The sequence below is a fragment of the Sediminicoccus sp. BL-A-41-H5 genome (assembly GCF_050632405.1).
In the GTDB taxonomy this organism is placed as follows: domain Bacteria; phylum Pseudomonadota; class Alphaproteobacteria; order Acetobacterales; family Acetobacteraceae; genus Roseococcus.
In genome coordinates this window covers 3830677-3848896 of the sequence record NZ_CP192601.1, presented here as the reverse complement: position 1 = coordinate 3848896, position 18220 = coordinate 3830677, and the positions used below count along the sequence as shown (strand labels likewise).

Annotated in this window: 14 protein-coding genes and 1 riboswitch; of the genes, 7 read left to right on the top strand and 7 right to left on the bottom strand. The window is 70.9% G+C overall.

What is annotated here, in order from left to right; genetic code table 11:
* Position 1: 1 nt before the first annotated feature.
* The 3 genes from bcsA to ACQ860_RS18800 are packed head-to-tail and all read right to left on the bottom strand — an operon-like array spanning position 2 to position 5984.
* On the bottom strand, positions 2-4582 hold the full coding sequence (gene bcsA, locus ACQ860_RS18810) for a UDP-forming cellulose synthase catalytic subunit (RefSeq protein ID WP_431304865.1): 4581 nt from the start codon (positions 4580-4582) through the stop codon (positions 2-4).
* On the bottom strand, positions 4579-5406 hold the full coding sequence (locus tag ACQ860_RS18805) for a cellulose synthase operon protein YhjQ/BcsQ (protein WP_431304864.1): 828 nt from the start codon (positions 5404-5406) through the stop codon (positions 4579-4581). Before ACQ860_RS18805 ends, bcsA begins: the two co-directional genes overlap by 4 nt.
* A complete protein-coding gene (locus ACQ860_RS18800; protein ID WP_431304863.1) occupies positions 5403-5984 on the bottom strand; it encodes a hypothetical protein in 582 nt (193 codons plus the stop codon). Before ACQ860_RS18800 ends, ACQ860_RS18805 begins: the two co-directional genes overlap by 4 nt.
* Before the next feature lie 166 nt (positions 5985-6150).
* Between ACQ860_RS18800 and ACQ860_RS18795 the strand changes: the two genes are divergently transcribed.
* A complete protein-coding gene (locus ACQ860_RS18795) occupies positions 6151-7554 on the top strand; it encodes an alkaline phosphatase family protein (RefSeq protein WP_431304862.1) in 1404 nt (467 codons plus the stop codon).
* Positions 7555-7558: 4 nt separating this feature from the next.
* Here ACQ860_RS18795 and ACQ860_RS18790 read toward each other — a convergent pair whose 3' ends face one another.
* A complete protein-coding gene (locus ACQ860_RS18790; RefSeq protein WP_431304861.1) occupies positions 7559-8707 on the bottom strand; it encodes an alpha/beta fold hydrolase in 1149 nt (382 codons plus the stop codon).
* A 186-nt stretch (positions 8708-8893) separates the two neighbouring features.
* Positions 8894-8995: riboswitch (glycine riboswitch) on the top strand.
* 245 nt (positions 8996-9240) lie between these two features.
* On the opposite strand from ACQ860_RS18790, the gene gcvT reads away from it, so the two are divergent.
* Genes gcvT through gcvP form a run of 3 tightly spaced genes read left to right on the top strand, consistent with a single transcriptional unit; the run spans position 9241 to position 13608 of the window.
* Positions 9241-10338: a glycine cleavage system aminomethyltransferase GcvT gene (gene gcvT, locus ACQ860_RS18785; RefSeq protein ID WP_431304860.1), complete on the top strand. Its 1098-nt coding sequence runs from the start codon at positions 9241-9243 to the stop codon at positions 10336-10338.
* A 10-nt stretch (positions 10339-10348) separates the two neighbouring features.
* Complete coding sequence (gene gcvH, locus ACQ860_RS18780) at positions 10349-10723, top strand: glycine cleavage system protein GcvH (protein ID WP_431304859.1); 375 nt, start codon at positions 10349-10351, stop codon at positions 10721-10723.
* Positions 10720-13608 (top strand): aminomethyl-transferring glycine dehydrogenase, encoded by a 2889-nt coding sequence (gcvP, locus tag ACQ860_RS18775; protein WP_431304858.1) that lies wholly within the window; start codon positions 10720-10722, stop codon positions 13606-13608. Before gcvH ends, gcvP begins: the two co-directional genes overlap by 4 nt.
* Before the next feature lie 68 nt (positions 13609-13676).
* Here the strand turns inward: gcvP and ACQ860_RS18770 are convergent, their stop codons facing one another.
* Positions 13677-14129: a nuclear transport factor 2 family protein gene (locus tag ACQ860_RS18770; RefSeq protein WP_431304857.1), complete on the bottom strand. Its 453-nt coding sequence runs from the start codon at positions 14127-14129 to the stop codon at positions 13677-13679.
* 66 nt (positions 14130-14195) lie between these two features.
* Positions 14196-14720, bottom strand: a complete 525-nt coding sequence (locus ACQ860_RS18765; RefSeq protein WP_431304856.1) for a TlpA family protein disulfide reductase — start codon at positions 14718-14720, stop codon at positions 14196-14198.
* A 117-nt stretch (positions 14721-14837) separates the two neighbouring features.
* On the opposite strand from ACQ860_RS18765, the gene argH reads away from it, so the two are divergent.
* From argH to ykgO, 3 genes are all read left to right on the top strand, one after another.
* Complete coding sequence (argH, locus tag ACQ860_RS18760; RefSeq protein WP_431305782.1) at positions 14838-16166, top strand: argininosuccinate lyase; 1329 nt, start codon at positions 14838-14840, stop codon at positions 16164-16166.
* A complete protein-coding gene (locus ACQ860_RS18755; RefSeq protein ID WP_431304855.1) occupies positions 16163-16360 on the top strand; it encodes a hypothetical protein in 198 nt (65 codons plus the stop codon). The genes argH and ACQ860_RS18755 overlap by 4 nt, the downstream gene beginning before the upstream one ends.
* Before the next feature lie 108 nt (positions 16361-16468).
* Positions 16469-16594 carry a type B 50S ribosomal protein L36 gene (ykgO, locus tag ACQ860_RS18750; protein WP_213610077.1) on the top strand — a complete coding sequence of 42 codons (126 nt, stop codon included), beginning with the start codon at positions 16469-16471 and terminating at the stop codon, positions 16592-16594.
* Between the two features lie 61 nt (positions 16595-16655).
* Here the strand turns inward: ykgO and ACQ860_RS18745 are convergent, their stop codons facing one another.
* Positions 16656-18185, bottom strand: a complete 1530-nt coding sequence (locus ACQ860_RS18745; protein ID WP_431304854.1) for an FAD-binding domain-containing protein — start codon at positions 18183-18185, stop codon at positions 16656-16658.
* Positions 18186-18220 lie beyond the last annotated feature (35 nt).

Here is an 18220-nt window from a genome sequence, read left to right as displayed (position 1 = left end):
CTCATAAATTGGTCCGTGCGCGCAACCGCGAAAGTGCCCGGCGCCGGAGGACCCAGTAGAGCGAGACGCCGACCAGCGCCGCCGCCCCCAGCATCAGCAGCAGCATCCGCTCCGGCCGCTCGCCCAGCCAGATCTGCGGCAGCATCCACCAGGGCAGGCTGCCGACGGCATAGGAGCCCTGGGTGCGGAAACTCTCGACGCGCCCGCCGGTCAGAACGGCCAGGTCGCCCTGGATGCGCGGCGCAAGCGTCGGGTCGGTCAGCGCTGCCACCATCTGCGTGATCGCGGCCGGCGTCACGCCAGTGATAGCGACGACGGAGCGGCCGGATTGCAGCGGGCTCTCGCCCCCCATCAGCGCGGCCAGCCCCTCGCCAGAGGCCTCGTTCAGCACGGTGGAGGCGCGCCCGCGCTCGGCCCTGCCGGGCGCGTCGGTCAGGAGGGCACGGACATCCTGCAGGGCGCCGGGGGCGGAGAGCGTCAGCCGCTCGCCCTCGATCCTGAGCGGGGAATCCCGGAAGAGCGTGCCCAGTGCCGGCTGGCGGCCGAGTGTGCCGATCACCAGCAGGTCCCGCTGCGAGGCGGAGGGAAGGCCGCCCGGCGTCACCACCTGCAGGCCGGTGGAGGCGACGCCCACCGTCGCGGCCAACTGCCCGACCACGTCGAGGAAGGCGCCGAGTTCCAACGGGTTCGCGCGCTCGGGCAGCACCACGGCCATGCCCGAGAGATCGGCCATGCGGGTGAAGGGAAATCCGGAGGAGGCGAAGAAGCCGAGATTGGGCATGCGCGCATGGCGATAGCCGCGGCGGAGGTCCACCGTGCTGCCGGGTTCGATCGCGGCCCGCACATCGGCCGGCACCGCCACGCAATCGCCGCGCGCCATGGGGCGCATGTCGAAGCGCAATTGCAGCTCATCCCGGCCCAGCACGAGGTAGTGCGGGATGTCGAAGCGGCCCGAGCGCGTGGCCGAGGAGAAGCCCAGCAGCTCCGCGAACCAGTCGGCGGCGGCGGTGAGTGGCGGAATCCACTCGGGATCGGCCAGCCGGAAGGAGCGCAGATAGGCGCCCGAGAAGGCGGCATCGAGGCGCGAGGCGGAGACGTCGATCACCGGCCCGCCGGGCGAGCGGTATTCGACATGAACCGGGAAGCCCCGGTTGCGCCAGGTGACGAGGTCGGGCGCGGTGCGGACGGGAATGCGCACGGGGCCCGGCGAATAGCCGGCCGATTGCAGCTCCTCCCGCCCGATGAGGCTGCCGAAGGTGACGGGCTGGTCGGTCCGGATCCAGCGCGGCGAATCATAGGGCTGGCGCGGCGGGATGGTGGGCGGCACCACGCGCGCGATCTCGCCCGAGAGCGTGGCGCGGCCGGCCACCATGGCCTGGGCGGCGGCGACGAGATCCGCCTCGCTGCGCCCGGCGATGACCAGCAGCGTGCCGAAGGCGTCGGTCGGGTTGGGCAGCAGCGCCAGCGTCGGCCCGTCCACGCGCGGCATGGTGAGGCCGGGGACGGCATCCACCCCCATGGCCAGCACCACCGCATCCCCGCGCTCGGGCAGGCCGCGCGAGACGGGGAAGTTCGCCCCGCGGTAATCGGCCTGGACCGCGAACCAGGAGGCGGCGATGGCGGCGGCGCGCAGCCCGGAGGGGCCCAGCGTCTCGGGCAGCACCATCGGCACGGTGACAAGGCCCGAGAGGATGCGCCGGTCGAAGATCGGCTCCGGCAGGCGGGAAAGATCGCGGGAGGGCGGCAGCCGCTCGATCCGCATCTGCACGGTCGAGAGGTCGGAGATGGTGGCCCAGAGCAGGCCGGAGAGCGGGTCGTTGCACTCGGTGGTGTAGCGGCCGGCGAAGCGGAAATTCAGCCGGTTCACCTCGCTGAAATAGAGGGGGTCGAGCGGGAATTCGAGCGGCCCGAAGCTCTGCCGCGCGGCGTCCATCGGGATGGTGCCGACGAACTGGTCGTTCAGCGTGATGGCGATCTGGCTGAGCGAGGGGATGAGCGCGGGCGAGCCACCGCCTGCCACGGTCACGCGCGCCTGGGTCACCACCTCATCCGCGCGCAGGCCGAAGAGCACGCCCTGCAGGTCATTCGTGCCGCGCAGCTGCATGGGGCCGGAGAGGCCCAGTTCGCGCAGGCTGCGCGTGACGAGACGGGCGCCCGGCGGCAGGGCGTCCCGATCCAATGGCGGCAGGGCGACGGGCAGGCCGGATGCGCCCGGGATCACGCCGGAGGCCGCCTGCGCGGGCGTCAGGGCGGGCTGCACCAGCGGCGGCGGGGCGGCGGGCGATTGCGCCAGCGCCGGGCCGGCGCCCAGCAGGGCCAGCGCCAGCAGCGCGGCGGTGCTGGCCGGCGCGGGCGTGGGCGTATTGGCCGGCGGCGCGGGGGGCGGGCCGCGTCGGGGCGCCAGCACGTCGGAGACGCGCGGCGCCTGGGGCTTGGCCGGGGCCGCCACCGACTTGGAGGGGCGGAGGATGCCGAAGCGGTATTTGCGGAACACGGCATCCGCCGAGGCGAGCACGACGGTCCAGAGCGAGCGCAGGGGTTTGTCCTCGGGCCAATGGTCCCAGTAGAGCCAGGCGTCGGGGCGGCCGAAGAAGGCCCGCACCACGCCGGCCTCGTCGGCCAGGGTTTCGATGATGAATTCCAGATAGACCTCGTTGCCGTCCCAGCGGATCACCTTCGCGCGCAGCTCGATGATCTCGCCGCCCGTCTGGAAGGCCACCTTCACCTCGTCCCCCTCGGCGACGCCCAGCGCGCGATCAATGATCAGCCGCGCGCCGGAGAGGGAGAGGTTGGCGCTGTGCGTCGGCAGCCGCTCGCCGGAGGGCAGGATGAGCTCGCCCGGCAGGTCCGCCTCGACGCGGGCGCGCACGCGGGACTGCTCGCGCTCCCGCCCCACCGCGACCGAACCGGCGAGGGGAATGAGGCAGAGCCCGGCCCAGATGGTGTTCAGCAGATAGGCGCGGCCTTCCAGGCTGCCGAGGTCATGCGTGAAGCTGCCCCAGATGCCGATGCCGAAGCCGATGGTGAGCAGCGCGAGCATGATCAGGTTGGGTGCCACGGCGCGGAAATCGAGATAGCCCGCCTCCAGGATGCCGCCCTTGTCCGTCACGTTGAACTTGCCCTTCGACGGATCCCACAGGGTCAGCAGCGTCACCGGCAGCAGCGGCACGGCGAGCGAGGCCTCGTAGATCTCGGACCAGAAGGAATGGCGATGCTTGCCGTTCAGCCGCGCCGTGGTGGCCACCGCATGGAACATGTGGCTGCCCGCATAGGCGATGATGGCGACGGGACTGGCCGCGATCACGCTCTCGCCGAAGAACAGGAAGGCCAGCGGCGATGTCAGGAAGATCACGCGCGGCAGGGCGAAGAGGAAGCCGAAACCCGCGATGAAGTAGCAGAAGCGCTGCATCCATCTCAGGCCGGGCGCGAAGAGCGTGTTCTCCGTCCGCATGATCTGCAGCATGCCGCGCGCCCAGCGCAGCCGCTGGCCGATATGCAGCGCGAGGCGCTCGGTGGCCAGACCGGCGGCGAGCGGGATGCGGATATAGGCGGTGTGCCAGCCCTTCTGCTGCATCTTCAGCGCGCAGTGGCAATCCTCCGTCACCGTGACATGGGGCACGCCCCCCACCTCCTCCAGCGCGGTGCGGCGGATGACGGCGCAGGAGCCGCAGAAGAAGGCGGCGTTCCAGAGGTCCGAGCCCGGCTGGATCGCGCCGTAGAAGAGCAGCCCCTCATTCGGCACCAGGCGCTGGCGCACCAGGTTCCGCTCGAAGGGATCGGGCGAGTAGAAATGGTGCGGCGTCTGGACGAGCGCGATGCGCTTGTCGCGGATCAGCCAGCCCAGCGTGAGCTGGAGGAAGGCGCGCGTCGGCGCGTGGTCGCAATCGAAGATCGCGATGTATTCGCCCGTGGTGTGGCGCATCGCGTGGTTCAGGTTGCCGGCCTTGGCGCCCTTGTTGTCGGGGCGGATGATGTAGCCGCAGCCGCATTCCTCGGCGAAGGCGCGGAATTCGGGGCGGCGCCCGTCATCCAGGATCCAGACGTTCAGCTTGTCCCGCGGGTAGTCCATGTTCATCGCGGCCAGGACCGTCGGGCGGACGAGATCGAGGCTCTCATTGTAGCTGGGGACGTAGATGTCCACCGTCGGCCAGTCGTCCGGGTTGGGCGGCATGGGCACGGGCTTGCGATCCAGCGGGTAGCTCGTCTGGATGTAGGAGAGCGTCATCAGCGCGCCGGCGAAGAGCTCCGCGCCGAAGAGCAGCATGCCCAGGATGGATTGCAGCCAGGTCTCGAATTCCAGTGTCTCGGTCGCGCGCCAGAAGAGGTAGCGCGAGGTGACCATGACCGAGAGGACGACGAGGATGAGCCCGACCTTGCGGGACTTGTTGCGGTTGAGCACGAGGAAGGCGGCGATGCCGCCGATGGTCAGCCAGACCTGCCCCTCCTCCTCCATCGGCACGGTGATGAAGAAGAAGGCGCCAAGCAAGCCGAGCAGGATGGCGGCGGTGCGGAGCAGGCGCGCATTGCGCGGCGCCGGCCCCGGGAAGGTCTGCACGTATTCGGAGAAACGCTCCCCGCTCACTGGCTGCCCCATTCGCTGAGCGCGGAGAAGCCGCCGGCCCGGCCGCCCGAGGGCCCGCCGGGGCGCGAGAGCTTGAGGCGCTTCACGATCGCCTCGGTCAGCAATTCCAGGTCCTCGCCGGCGCCCGCCTCGCCATTCAGCAGCATCCGCTTGTCGGCCAGCGCCTCGGCGAGTGCGGGGTCGCGGCAGATGGCGCCGATCATGCGGTTGCCCATGGCGTTGCGCGCCATGTCGAAGACGGCGTCCGAGAGCGGCTCGGTGTCGTCCACCTGGTTCAGCACCAGCACCGCGCGATCCGCCGCGCGCGCGCCGAGCGTGCCGCGCCCCAGCACGCGGTTGTTGGCAATCTGCGGGATGATGGCGGCACTGCCCGCATCGGCCAGCAGCAGGATGACCATCAGGTCGAGCCGGGGCATGAGCGCGGCCAGCGCGGCATTGGGCCCGGGCGGCGTGTCGAGCACGATGATCACGTCGGGCAGGGCCATCATCTCGCGCACCGGCTCGGCCAGGTGCTGCGGCTCGTTGGCCAGGAGCTGCGCGACCTCGAGCGCGCGCAGAGGGTCGGCCGGGCCATAGGGCAGCACGCGCACGCCGCATTCCGTCTCGACCAGCGCCTCCCGCCAGGAGGGAGGGCTGCCCAGGCAGCTCAGGAAGCAACGCTCCTCGCGCAGCGAGACGCCGAGATGCAGGCGGAGCGCGTTCTGTGGGTCGAGGTCGATGGCGATGACCTTGTGGCCGCGCCGCGCCAGCAGCGCGGCCACATGGGCAGCCACTGTCGTTTTGCCGACACCCCCCTTTGGCGAAGCGAAGGCGATCAGGCTCATGCCCGCTTCCCGGAGCGCGCGCGGACCCGGCGCGGGCGCAGCTCGCCGGCAATGTCCCGCAGCAACGCGTATTGGCGCAGCGGCACCACGCCGGGCGGCGTCTCGGAGGGGGGGGCGGGCGGCATATGCGGGACCAGCTTGGCCGGCCGCCGGGCCTCGGCCAGTTCGGCGGCGAATTCGGCGAGGCGGCGCATGCCGGGGCGCGGGGCGTGATGAGGCGCCGGGCTGGCGGGGGACGGGACCGCCGCGGCCTCGGCCATCACGGGCTGGACGACCGGGATGGTCGCCACGGACACCTCGGCGAAGCCGGGCGAGACGATGGGTGCCGCCACGACAACCGGCTCGACCGCCGGCGGGGCGGGCGCCTCGGCGGGCGGCACCGGCACTTCCGCAGCCAAGGGCACCGGCGCGCACGCCAGCTCCATCACCTCGGGCGCGGCCTCCGGCACCACCGGCGCGGCTTCGGCCTCGGGCAACAGCTCGGGCGCGGGCGTCGCGAAGACGACCGGCGGGAAGGTGACGTAGCGGATGTTGCGCAATCCGCAGGCCGCCATCACGGATGCGATTTCTCGCTGCAAGCTCGCCTGTTCCCTTCCGCCGGGCGGGGCATCCGCAAAAATGCACAGATCTCGACAATGGCCTAACCACCAGTTTGCAGCACGCGCAACAGATTCGCGCCAGTTACGCCCGTGACGCATGCATCAGGACGCGCCATCCTGAACTTCCTGATCCGGAGTCCCGCGCTTGCGTTTCATTCTCATCGTGCTGGACGGGCTCCGGCCCGACATGGTCACGCCCGCCGCCATGCCGGCGCTCTCGGCGCTGATCGCCCGCGGCACGCGCTTCGCCAATGCCCGCAGCGTCTTCCCCAGCGAGACGAGGGTGGCGACACCCTCGCTCGTCACCGGCTGCCGCCCGGCGGGGCATGGCATGGTGGGCAACACCCTCTTCGACCGCGCGCTCGCGCCCGACCGCCTGCTGCGTACCAAGGACGCCGAGGATTACCGCATCCTTTCGGACGGCGCGGAATCGCCCCTGCAACGGCCCGGAATCGGCGAGCACCTGGCCGCGGCCGGCCTCAGCTTCGCCGTCGTCTCCGCCGGCACGCCGGGGCAGACGCTGGTGGCGAGCCCGGCGGCGCGGCGCCTCGGCCAGTTCCGCTGGAATGCGGCCGACACCGACACGGAGGAGGCACGGGCGGTGGCGGAACAACTCGGCCCGACACCGCCGGCTGGCGTGCCCAACCTGGCGCGCAGCCGCCACGCCGCCCGCGTGCTGACCGAGCATGTCCTGCCCCACCACCGGCCGGATGTGGCGCTCTTCTGGTGCCCGGAGCCCGATATCAGCTTCCACTACCGCGGCCTCGGCCACCCCGAGGCGGCGCTGGCGCTCGCCGAGGCAGATGCCTGCGTGGCCCGCATCCGCGACTGGCGCGACGCCCAGCCGGACGCCAAGGCCATCGGACTGATCGTGCTCTCCGACCACGGGCATGTGACGGGCGATCGCAAGATCGCGCTCGCGGAACTGATGGCGCGGGACGGGTTGCCGGCCGGCGCGGGCGGCACCGCCATCACCGTGGCCCCGGCCGGCGCGCCCGGGATCTGGCTGAACGACCCGGCCCTCGCGCCGCAGGTGGCGGATTGGCTGGCCCGCCAGCCCTGGGCCGGGCCGCTGCTGGCCAATGACCCGGCGCTGCTGCCCGGCCGGGCCGCGCCACTCTCGCTGCTGGAGGCGAATCACCCCCGCGCGGCCGATCTCGTCCTGCTCTTCGCCGGCGAGGAGGGGCCGGATGCCTTCGGCTTGCCCGGCCAGGCGCCCTTCGACGCGCCGGACGTGCCCGAGGGCGGCGGCATGCATGGCGGGCTGCACCGGCGCGAACTGGCGACCGTGCTGGCCTTCGAGGGCGGGCCCTTCACCCCCGGCCTCACGATGAAAGGCATGGCGGACCTGACCGATGTGGCGCCGACCCTCCTGCATGTGCTGGGGCTGCGCCCCAAGGGGATGCAGGGCCGCATCCTGCATCAGGCCTGGGACCCTTGGGCCGATGCGGCCCCTGAGCCGGTGAGCCTCCCCCTGCCCGGCGGCTTCCGGCTGGAAGGCGCGCGCCAGGGCGGCCGCTTCTACCCGGACGCCCTGCTGCGCGGCTGAGGCGTCAGCCCAGGCCGCGCAGGAAGTCCTGGATCAGCCGCACCGTCTCGGCCGGCTGTTCCTGCTGCACCCAGTGCCCGGCGCCAGGGATGAGGTGCAGCCCGCGCAGATCGCGGCAGCCCTGACCCTGCATCAGTTCGAACTCGCCCGGCTTCTGGTGGATGCCCCAGTCGCTGGCGCCCGCGATGAAGCAGGACGGCACCTCGATGCCACGCCCGGCAAACAGGCGCATCTCGGCCGCCGCCTGGCCGCTCGTCGTGCAGCGGTAGGATTGCAGCCCGCCCTGGAAGCCGGTGCGGCCATATTCCTCGGCATAGACGACGAGCGCGGCCTCGGGCAGCCAGCGATTGGCGGCGATGGCGGCGGCATCGGGCATCTCGGCCGCCACCGTCTCGGCCATGCCGATCCCGGCGGGCATGACATAGTAAGTGGGCAGCACGGCCAGCGCCTCGGCGGTGAAGGCGCCGAGCGGATAGGGCTTGTTGGCCGGCCAGTCGGCGCTCTTGTGGTGGTAATAGGCGCGCAGGAAGGCGTGCAGCCCCTGCTTCGCGTGGCGCATGTCGGCATCGGCCTCGCGCGTCGAATAGAACCACTGGTAGTGCTGGCGCGGCGGGTCGAGCCGGGCCAGCCCCTCATGCAGTTCGGGCGCGGCGAGGCCGGACAGGCCCTCGGGCTTGCCCTGCTCGCCCAGCGGCCAGGCGCGCGGGCCGCCATAGGGCGCGCTCATCATCACCACGGCGCGGAAGACATCGGGCCGCGTCAGCGCGGCATTGCCGGCGACAGGCGCGCCGAAATCATGGCCGATGACGCAGGCGACATGCGTGTGGCCGAGGGCCGCCACCAGGGCCAGCGCGTCGCGCACATAGCCCAGTGGGCGGTAGGCGGTCAGGTCCTCGTCAAAGACCGGGGTCGGCCCCTCGGTGCGGCCATAGCCGCGCTGGTCGGGGGCGACGACGTGGTACCCGGCCTCGGCCAGCGGGACCATGATGTTGCGCCAGGAATAGGCCAGTTCGGGAAAGCCGTGCAGGAGCAGCAACAGTGGCCGCCCGGCCTCGCCCGCCTCCAGCACATGCATGCGCAGGCCGTTCACATGGTTGATGTGGCGGGCGCGGATGCCTGCGGGCAGATGCGCCGCGGCGAGCGGTTCGAGCATGGCGGTTCCTCCGGTTTGGCCGCGAGGCTAGCCCGGGGCTTCGGCGCCGGGAACCGGTGGCCGGGTTTTCAGGCGCTTCCAGGGGCATGCGCCCGGTTTTCATGCATCGCCGGTCCCGCCGGATGCCAAGGGCGTTCGATACGCCTTGCGTTCGACACGATCCGCGGGCATGACCCTCCTGCCTGTGCATCGCGCGCGGGAGAGAATCCGAGCCCTCCAGCGGGCGAGGATCGCCGAAGGCGCAACCGGCCCCCGGAAACGCTCAGGCAAAAGGGCCGCGCGCGGGTGGGCACTCTGGAAAGCTCGCCTCCCGAAAGGGGGGCGGCACCGACGGAGTAAGGTGGTTGCATCCGATCGCCGAAGGGCCGCATGGCCTGGAGGCGTGAATCGGCTGCACCGCTCGCATCCGATCGCCGAAGGGTCGCATGGCCCGGAGGCGTGAATCGGCTGCGCAGCAAACCGCTGAATCTCTCAGGTCTCTCGGACAGAGGGGGGTCACGAAACTCAGATGCCGCCAAGCGGCAGGGGGATGCGTGACCGAGTCCGAATCACTGCGCACGACGCCTTTGGATGCGCTGAACCGCGAATTGGGCGGCCGCATGGTGCCCTTCGCGGGCTATTCCATGCCCGTGCAATACACCGCCGGCATCATGGCCGAGCACCTGCATTGCCGCGCCCAGGCGGGGCTTTTCGACGTCTCCCACATGGGGCAGGCGGAACTGATCGATGCCAATGGCGTGGAAACTGCGGCCGCCGCGCTGGAACAGCTGACGCCGGCCGATGTCCAGGGCCTCAAGCCCGGCCGCCAGCGCTACGGGCTCCTGCTGAACGAGGCGGGCGGCATCGTGGACGACTTCATGTTCGCGAATATGGGCGACCGGCTGTTTCTCGTGGTCAACGCCTCGCGCAAGGACATCGACCTCCCGCTGATCGAGAGCGTGCTGCCGACCGGCGTGAAGCTCCGCCCCCTGCCCGACCGCGCGCTGCTGGCGCTGCAGGGCCCCGCCGTCGCCACCCTGATCCCGACGCCGATGAGCTTCATGGGCATCATGGAGATGGAGATCGCGGGCATTCCCGTCATCGCCTCGCGCTCCGGCTATACGGGCGAGGACGGGCTGGAGATTTCCGTGGCCGCCGAGCAGGCCGAGAAGCTCGCCCGCGCGCTGCTCGCCATGCCGGGCGTCATGCCGATCGGCCTGGGCGCGCGCGACAGCCTGCGGCTGGAGGCTGGCCTCTGCCTCTACGGCAATGACCTGGACGAGACCACGAGCCCGGTCGAGGCGAACCTGACCTGGTCCATGGGCAAGCGCCGCCGCATGGAGTGGAATTTCCGCGGCGCCGATGTGGTGCGCGACCATCTCGACCATGGCGTGAAGCGCCTGCGCGTCGGCATCCGCCCCGAGGGGCGCCAGCCCGCGCGCGGCCATACGCCGATCCAGCAGGGCGGCGCCGTCATTGGCGAAGTCACCTCTGGCGGCTTCGGCCCCTCCGTGGGGGCACCCGTTGCCATGGGCTATGTGGCGCGCGACGCCGCTGCCGATGGCACCTCGCTCGACCTGATTGTCCGCGACAAGCCACTGCCGGCGCGCGTCGCCGCCATGCCCTTCCAACCCCACCGCTACGCACGCTGAGGCCGAACCCATGAGCGACATCAAATACACCAAGGATCATGAGTGGATCCGCTTCGAGGGCGAGATCGCGGTGATCGGCATCACCGACCACGCGCAGAACGCGCTGGGCGACGTGGTCTTCGTGGACCTGCCCGAAGCCGGCCGCGAGGTGACGGCGGGCGAGGCCGTCGCGGTCGTGGAATCCGTGAAGGCCGCCTCCGACGTCTATGCCCCCATCGCCGGCCGCGTGACGGAAGTGAACAGCGGCCTTGTGGATGAACCCGCGCTGATCAACAGCGAGCCCACCGGCGCGGGCTGGTTCTTCAAGATCGCCCCCGCCGGCGCGCTGCCGGACGATCTCATGGATGCCAACGCCTATGCGGCCTATGTGGAGAGCCTTGCATGAGCATCCTGTCCGAACTCACGGCGCTAGAGGATTCAGGCGAATTCATCCGCCGCCACATCGGGCCGACGCCCGGTGAAGTGGCCTCCATGCTGGCCACCATCGGCTGCACCGACCTTGAGGAGATGACGGCGCGCACCGTGCCCGCCGCCATCCGCGGCATGGATTTCTCCGGCCTGCCGAGCCCGGTGAACGAAGCCGCCGCCATCGCGGAACTGCGCGCGCTGTCCGAGCGCAACATCCGCAAGCGGTCCTTGATCGGCATGGGCTATCACGGCACGCACACGCCGCCCGTGATCCTTCGCAACATCCTGGAAAATCCGGGCTGGTACACGGCCTACACCCCGTATCAGGCCGAGATCGCCCAGGGCCGCCTGGAAGCGCTGGTGAATTTCCAGACGCTCATCACCGATCTGACGGGCCTGCCCGTCGCCGGCGCCTCGCTGCTCGATGAGGGCACGGCGGCGGCGGAAGCCGTCACGCTCGCCCACTCCACCCACAAGGGGAAGAGCGACGTGCTGGTGGTGGCGGCCGATTGCCACCCGCAGACCATCGCCGTCGTGCAGGTGCGCGCCGAGCCCGTGGGCATCCGCATCGTTCTCGCCGAGCCCGCTCAGCTCGCCGCCACCGTGGCCGCCGAGAAGCCCTTCGCCGTGCTGACGCAGTATCCGGGCACCACCGGCGCGCTGCGCGACATCACCTCCGAGATCGAGGCGGCGCATGCCGCCGGCGCGCTCGCCATCGTGGCCGCCGACCTGCTGGCGCTGACGCTGGTCACGCCCCCGGGCGAGATGGGCGCCGACATCGTCGTCGGTTCCTCGCAGCGCTTCGGCGTGCCGCTCGGCTATGGCGGCCCGCATGCCGGCTACATGGCGGTGCGCGATGCGCTGAAGCGCAGCATGCCGGGCCGCCTTGTCGGCGTCTCGATTGACGCGGCCGGCGCGCCGGCCATGCGCCTGGCACTCCAGACGCGCGAGCAGCATATCCGCCGCGAGAAGGCCACCTCCAACATCTGCACCGCGCAGGTGCTGCTGGCCGTGATGGCCTCGATGTACGCCGTCTGGCACGGCCCCGAAGGCCTGAAGCGCATCGCCCGCCGCGTAGCCCTTCAGGCCCGCGTTCTGGCCGGCGCCTCGCGCTTCCCGGTGCGGGACACGGCCTTCTTCGACACGATCTGCCTGGAGACCGGCGCCGAGACCGACGCGGTGATGCAGACGGCACTCGACGCCGGCTTCAACCTGCGCCGCGTGGGCGGCAATGCCATCGCCATCGCGCTCGATGAGACGGTGACGCGCGGCGAGCTCGCCACGCTCGCCGGCCTCCTCGGCCAGGGCGACCTCGCCGCCGTGACGCCCAGGGGCGGCATCCCTGCGACGCTGGCGCGCACCACCGCCTTCCTGAAGGCCGAGGTGTTCAACTCGCACCACGCCGAGCACTCCATGCTGCGCTACATGAAGCGGCTGGAGGACAAGGATGTGGCGCTGAACCGCTCCATGATCCCGCTCGGCTCCTGCACCATGAAGCTGAACGCGACGGCGGAGATGATCCCCGTCACCTTCCCGGGCTTCGCCGATATCCATCCCTTCGCGCCGGTGGATCAGGCGCAGGGCTATATCGCGATGATCCGGCAGCTGGAGGAATGGCTCTGCCGCGTCACCGGCTTCGCCGCCGTCTCGCTGCAGCCCAACGCCGGCAGCCAGGGCGAATATGCCGGCCTGCTCGCCATCCGCGCCTATCACCAGGCGCGCGGCGAGGGGCATCGCAACATCTGCCTCATCCCGAGCTCCGCGCATGGCACCAACCCGGCCTCGGCCGTGATGGCGGGCATGAAGGTCGTCGTCACCGGCTGCGACCGCGACGGCAATGTGGATGTCGAGGACCTGCGGGCCAAGGCCAGGCAGCACGGCCCGAACCTGGCCGCGCTCATGGTCACCTACCCTTCGACCCATGGCGTCTTTGAGGAGGCGATCCGCGAGATCTGCGCGATCATCCATGCCGAGGGCGGGCAGGTCTACATGGACGGCGCCAACATGAACGCGCAGGTGGGCCTGACGTCGCCCGCCTCGATCGGTGCCGATGTCTGCCACCTGAACCTGCACAAGACATTCTGCATCCCGCATGGCGGCGGCGGGCCGGGCGTGGGGCCGATCGGCGTGGCCGCACACCTCGCCCCGCATCTGCCGAACCACCCGCTGGTGGCGGAAGCGGGCCCGGCCACGGGTTTCGGCCCTGTCTCCGCCGCGCCCTTCGGCTCGGCGGCCATCCTGCCCATCAGCTACGCGTATATCCGCATGATGGGCGGCGAGGGCCTGACGCGCGCGACGCAGATCGCCATCCTCAACGCCAACTACATGGCCGCCCGCCTGCGCGACCACTTCCCCATCCTCTACCGCGGCGGGCAGGGCATGGTGGCGCATGAGTGCATCCTGGATTGCCGGGGCTTCCAGCAGAATGGCGGCGTCCTCGTCGAGGATATCGCCAAACGGCTGCAGGATTACGGCTTCCACGCCCCCACCATGTCCTGGCCGGTGACTGGCACGCTCATGGTGGAGCCGACGGAGAGCGAGACGAAATCCGAGCTCGACCGCTTCTGCGACGCGATGATCAGCATCCGCGCCGAAATCCGCGCCGTCGAACAAGGCCGGATGGACCGCGCCGACAACCCGCTGAAGAACGCGCCGCACACCATGGCGGAAGTCATGGCGAGCGAATGGGCACACCCCTACTCGCGCGAACAGGCCGCCTTCCCGCTGCCCTATGTGCGGATGAACAAGTACTGGCCGCCGGTGAAGCGCGTGGACAATGTCCATGGCGACCGGAACCTGGTCTGCACTTGCGCGCCGCTCGAAGCCTATGCGGAGACGGCCACTTTGCAGGCGGCAGAGTAACCAACTGGGGAGAGCTCTGCTCTCCCCAGACCCCTCTCGCCGAGGGGCTCGCCCCTCGGAACCCGGGACTAGGCCTGCGGCCGCGTGAACGCCTGGCGCGCGTAGAGCTTCCAGGCGCCGCCCTGCTTCTTCCACACCTGCAAAATACCGATGTTCACGGGCGTGATGCGCCCGCCACCCGTGGTGTGGCCGGTGAAGACATGGCGCACGATCGCGTCATCCCCATTCACCTGGATGGTCTGGTTGGTGATGTTGATCTCGCCGAAGGGGTTGTTGCGCTCGACGATGTTGCCCACGAACTGCGCCCGGTTCTCGATGCGCCCGGCCGAGTGGCCATAGCTCAGCCCCTCATGCGTCAGCGCCTCCAGCCCGGCGCGATCGGCCGCCAGCATGGCGCGCGTGAGTGCCGCGACGGCCTGGGCGATGGCCTGCTCATCGGCGGATTGAGCGTTCGCGAGAACGGGGGCAAGCGTGGCGGCCAGAATGGCGGCCCCGCCCAGATGGCGACGATTGATTGGCATGATGTCCTCCCTGGCCGGTCTGATGCCGGCTGCGGGAAGGCTAGGCCCGGCGCGCGCGCCCGTCCATCAGGTTCGCAACACCGGCTCCGGCGCCGGCCCCACCAGCCGGCGGATCGCCGCCACGAAGGGCGCCGTGTCCCAGGCCGCATCGCCCTCCAGCCGCGCCCGCTCCTGCCCCTGGCGATCCACGATCACCGTCGTCGGCAGGCCGCGCGCCCCCAGCGCCCGGGCCGCCGCGCCGCGCGGGTCGAGCCAGATGCCAAGCCCCGTCAGCCCGATGCGCTGGTAGAAGGCCTCCACCACCGCCCGCCCGCCGCGGTCGGAGGAGAGCGGCAGCACCGGGATGCGGTCCCCCGCCAGCGTCCGCGCCAGCCGCTCCAACGCCGGCATCTCGGCCACGCAAGGCGGGCACCAGGTGGCCCAGAGGTTGATCACCAGCCCCTGCCCCGGGAAATCCGCGAGGCTCTTCTCCGCCCCCTCGGCATCCTGGAAGGTGATGGCGGGCATGGGGCGCGTGCCCTCGCGCAGCCGCTCGATGCCCGCCGCCGCCCGCGCGGCTTGCGTGCCGAGCAATGCGGGCGCTAGGACCATGCCAGCCAGAGCGCGGCGCGACGTCAAAACGGAAGCCATATCCTCGTGTCCATCCCGAACGAAACCAACACCAACCAGCAATGGGGCGGCCGCTTCGCCGAAGGCCCCTGGGCGATCATGCAGGCCATCAACGCCTCGATCGGCTTCGATGCCAAGATGTGGCGCCAGGACATCCGCGGCAGCCTCGCCCACGCCGCCATGCTGGCCCATGTAGGGATCATCAGCGCGGATGACGAGGCCGCCATCAAGCGGGGCCTCGCCGAAATCGCCGCCGAGATCGAGGCCGGCCGCTTCGAATGGTCCGAGGCGCTGGAAGACGTCCACATGAACATCGAGGCGCGGCTGACGGAGCGCATCGGCGAGGCCGGCAAGCGCCTGCACACCGCGCGCAGCCGCAACGACCAGGTGGCCACCGATTTCCGCCTCTGGACGCGCGACGCGATGGATGGCCTGGCCGCCCAGATGCTGGACCTGGTGCGCGCGCTCGTCGCCCGCGCGGAGGAGCATGCCGGCACCATCATGCCGGGCTACACCCACCTCCAGCCCGCGCAGCCCACCACCTTCGGCCACCATATGCTGGCCTATGCGGAGATGATCTGGCGCGACCGCGGCCGCATGCTGGATGCCCGCGCGCGCCTCAATGAATGCCCGCTGGGTTCGGCCGCCATGTGCGGCACCGGCTTCCCCATTGATCGCCACGCCACGGCCGCCGCGCTGGGCTTCGACCGGCCGACGCGCAACAGCCTGGACGCCGTCGGCAGCCGCGACTTCGCCATGGAGTTCCTCGCCGCCTGCGCCATCTGCGCCACGCATCTCTCGCGCCTCGCCGAGGAGATCGTGATCTGGACCAACCCCTCCTTCGGCTTCGTGAAGCTCTCGGACGGGCTGACCACCGGCAGCTCCATCATGCCGCAGAAGCGCAACCCCGACGCGGCCGAGCTGGTGCGCGGCAAGACGGGGCGCATCAACGGCAACCTGGTCGGCCTGCTGACGGTGGTGAAGGGCCTCGCGCTCACCTATGCGAAGGACCTGCAGGAGGACAAGGAAGGCGTCTTCGACTCGGCCGAGAACCTGACGCTCTGCCTCGCCGCCAGTGCCGCGATGGTGCGCGACATGCAGCCCAACATCGCCCGCATGGCCGCCGCCGCCGGCGATGGCTTCTCGACGGCGACCGACCTGGCCGACTGGCTGGTGCGCGAGCTGAAGCTGCCCTTCCGCGACGCGCATCACGTCACCGGCAGGCTGGTGGCGAAGGCGGAGAGCATGGGCGTGGACCTCTCCGGCCTCACCATCGCCGAGATGCGCGAGGTGGAGCCCCGCATCAACGACAGCGTCTTCGGCGTGCTGACGCCCTCCGCCTCCGTCGCCTCGCGCCGCTCCTATGGCGGCACGGCGCCGGACAATGTGCGCGCCATGGTGGCCGAATGGCAGGAGCGCCTCGCATGAGGCGCCTCACCGCCCTGGCTCTGGCCGGCCTGGCGCTCGCCGCCTGCGGCCGCGTCGGCCCCCCGCGCCCGCCGGGGCCGCAGGAGGCGATCACCTATCCGCGCTCCTACCCCGCGCTGACGGCCGAGGAACGCGCCGAGCTCAACGCCCGCCGCGCCGCCCAGGGCCTGCCGCCCCTGCCCGCACCCCGGTAGAGCGCCGCGGTGAGGTTGACTCCCCCGCCGAGCCCGCCTATTTCGCGTGCTCCCCGGGGTCGGCATCGCTTTCCCCGCAACCTTTTTCGTGTTTCGTGAGTTCGCGCCATGAAGATCCGCAACAGCCTGAAATCCGCCAAGTTGCGGGACAAGAACTGCGTCGTGGTGCGCCGCCGCGGCCGTCTCTACGTCCTCAACAAGAAGAACCCGCGCTTCAAGGCCCGCCAGGGCTGAACCGCTTCCGGTTCGACGGATGATGACGGGGGGCCTGGCCCCCCGTTTTCATGTCCGGTGCCTAGACATCCAGGGCGAGTTGCCGCCGCGCCTTGGCCTCACGCCGCGCCGCCCTGGCGCGCTCGCCCATGGGGTCGTCCTGCGCGAATCGCCGCTGCCGGCTGCCATGCTTCTGGAAGACGCGCCGCGCCTCCGCCTCGAAGCCCGCCACCCGGCGAATCCCGCTGATCCGATCGCGCGCCGCCTGCAACGCGGCTGACAGCTCCACCACCGGCGCGGGATAGCCCGCGGGCGGCACGTCCAGCCGCCAGGGCATGTGGCGCAGGCCGGACGGCAGCGCCGCAACCTCCGGCACCCAGCGCGCGATGAAGACGGCGTCGGGGTCCTGGTCCAGCCCCTGCTTCACCGGGTTGTAGAGGCGCGGCGTGTTGATGCCGGTGGCGCCCGATTGCATCTGCACCTGCGGCCAATGGATGCCCGGCTCGTAATCCACGAAGAGGCGGGCCAGATGCGCCCCGCTCGCCGCCCAGTCGAGCCCCAGATGATGGCTCGCGAAGCTTTGCAGCATCGCCCGCATGCGGAAATTGATCCAACCGGTCGCGATGAGCGAGCGCATGCAGGCATCGAGGAAGGGATAGCCCGTCCGCCCCTCGGCCCAGGCGCGCAACAGAGGGTCATCCGGCGCGGTGGGCCGCCGCGCCGCCTCGGCGGCCGGATGCGCGGCGCGGCGTTCCAGTTCGGGCTCGCTCTCCAGCTTCTGGATGAAGTGGCAATGCCAGTGCAGCCGCGAGGCGAGCGATTGCACCGCCCCCACCGGCACTGGCCGCTGCCCGGGCGGCAGCGCCGCGAGCTCGCGCGCCGCGCGGTCCACGCGCTGCACCACCTCCCGCATGGAGAGGCTGCCCATGGCCAGATGCGGTGAGAGGCGGGAGCAGGCCATGGGCGCGCTGAGCGGCGAGGACATCCCACGCCGGTAATCCGCGCCACGCCCGGCAAAGAAGCTCTCCAGCAAATCAAGCGCCACCGCGCGCCCGGCCGGCTGCGCGTCAACCAACCCGTCCTCGGGGTTCCAGTCGAACGGTTCCGCCGGAATCGCGCCCTCGATCACCTCGGGCGCAACCAGCCCCTGCGGTGCCGCCAGAACCGGCGCGCCCATGAAGCCCGCCCAGCGCCGCGCCCAGCCATCGCGCGAGCCAAGCCGTCGCACCACGCCGAATTGCGGGTATTCCTGCCAGGGCACGCCCGCCTCCCGGCAAAAGCGTGCCACCGCCCGGTCCCGCGCATAGGTCCAGAGGTTACCCGTCTCCTCGTGGCTGTGCAGCGCGCGGATGCCCCGCTCGGCATGCAGCCGGGCCAGCAGCGTCACCGCATCGCCCTTGCGCACCACCAGCGGCAGGCCGAGCGCGGCAAGCTTTGCCCGCAGATCCTCCAGCGCCGCGCGGAGAAAACACCATTGGCGCGGCGCGGCATCCGCGCCGCGCCAATAGGCCGGCTCCACGATGTAGAGCGGCAGCACGGGCGCGCGCGCCGCCGCCAATGCCGCATGGTCGGCCACGCGCAGATCCCGCTTGAACCAGACCACGTCGAGCATGCCCCTGATCTGCCCGCTTGCGCGCATCCGGCAAG

Coding starts and splice junctions, on each gene's coding strand:
- ACQ860_RS18805 (WP_431304864.1), bottom strand. CDS start 5,406: ATGAGCCTGATCGCCTTCGCTTCGCCAAAGGGGGGTGTCGGCAAAACG.
- ACQ860_RS18790 (WP_431304861.1), bottom strand. CDS start 8,707: ATGCTCGAACCGCTCGCCGCGGCGCATCTGCCCGCAGGCATCCGCGCC.
- gcvH (WP_431304859.1), top strand. CDS start 10,349: ATGAGCGACATCAAATACACCAAGGATCATGAGTGGATCCGCTTCGAG.
- gcvP (WP_431304858.1), top strand. CDS start 10,720: ATGAGCATCCTGTCCGAACTCACGGCGCTAGAGGATTCAGGCGAATTC.
- ACQ860_RS18770 (WP_431304857.1), bottom strand. CDS start 14,129: ATGCCAATCAATCGTCGCCATCTGGGCGGGGCCGCCATTCTGGCCGCC.
- ACQ860_RS18765 (WP_431304856.1), bottom strand. CDS start 14,720: ATGGTCCTAGCGCCCGCATTGCTCGGCACGCAAGCCGCGCGGGCGGCG.
- argH (WP_431305782.1), top strand. CDS start 14,838: ATGCAGGCCATCAACGCCTCGATCGGCTTCGATGCCAAGATGTGGCGC.
- ACQ860_RS18755 (WP_431304855.1), top strand. CDS start 16,163: ATGAGGCGCCTCACCGCCCTGGCTCTGGCCGGCCTGGCGCTCGCCGCC.
- ykgO (WP_213610077.1), top strand. CDS start 16,469: ATGAAGATCCGCAACAGCCTGAAATCCGCCAAGTTGCGGGACAAGAAC.
- ACQ860_RS18745 (WP_431304854.1), bottom strand. CDS start 18,185: ATGCTCGACGTGGTCTGGTTCAAGCGGGATCTGCGCGTGGCCGACCAT.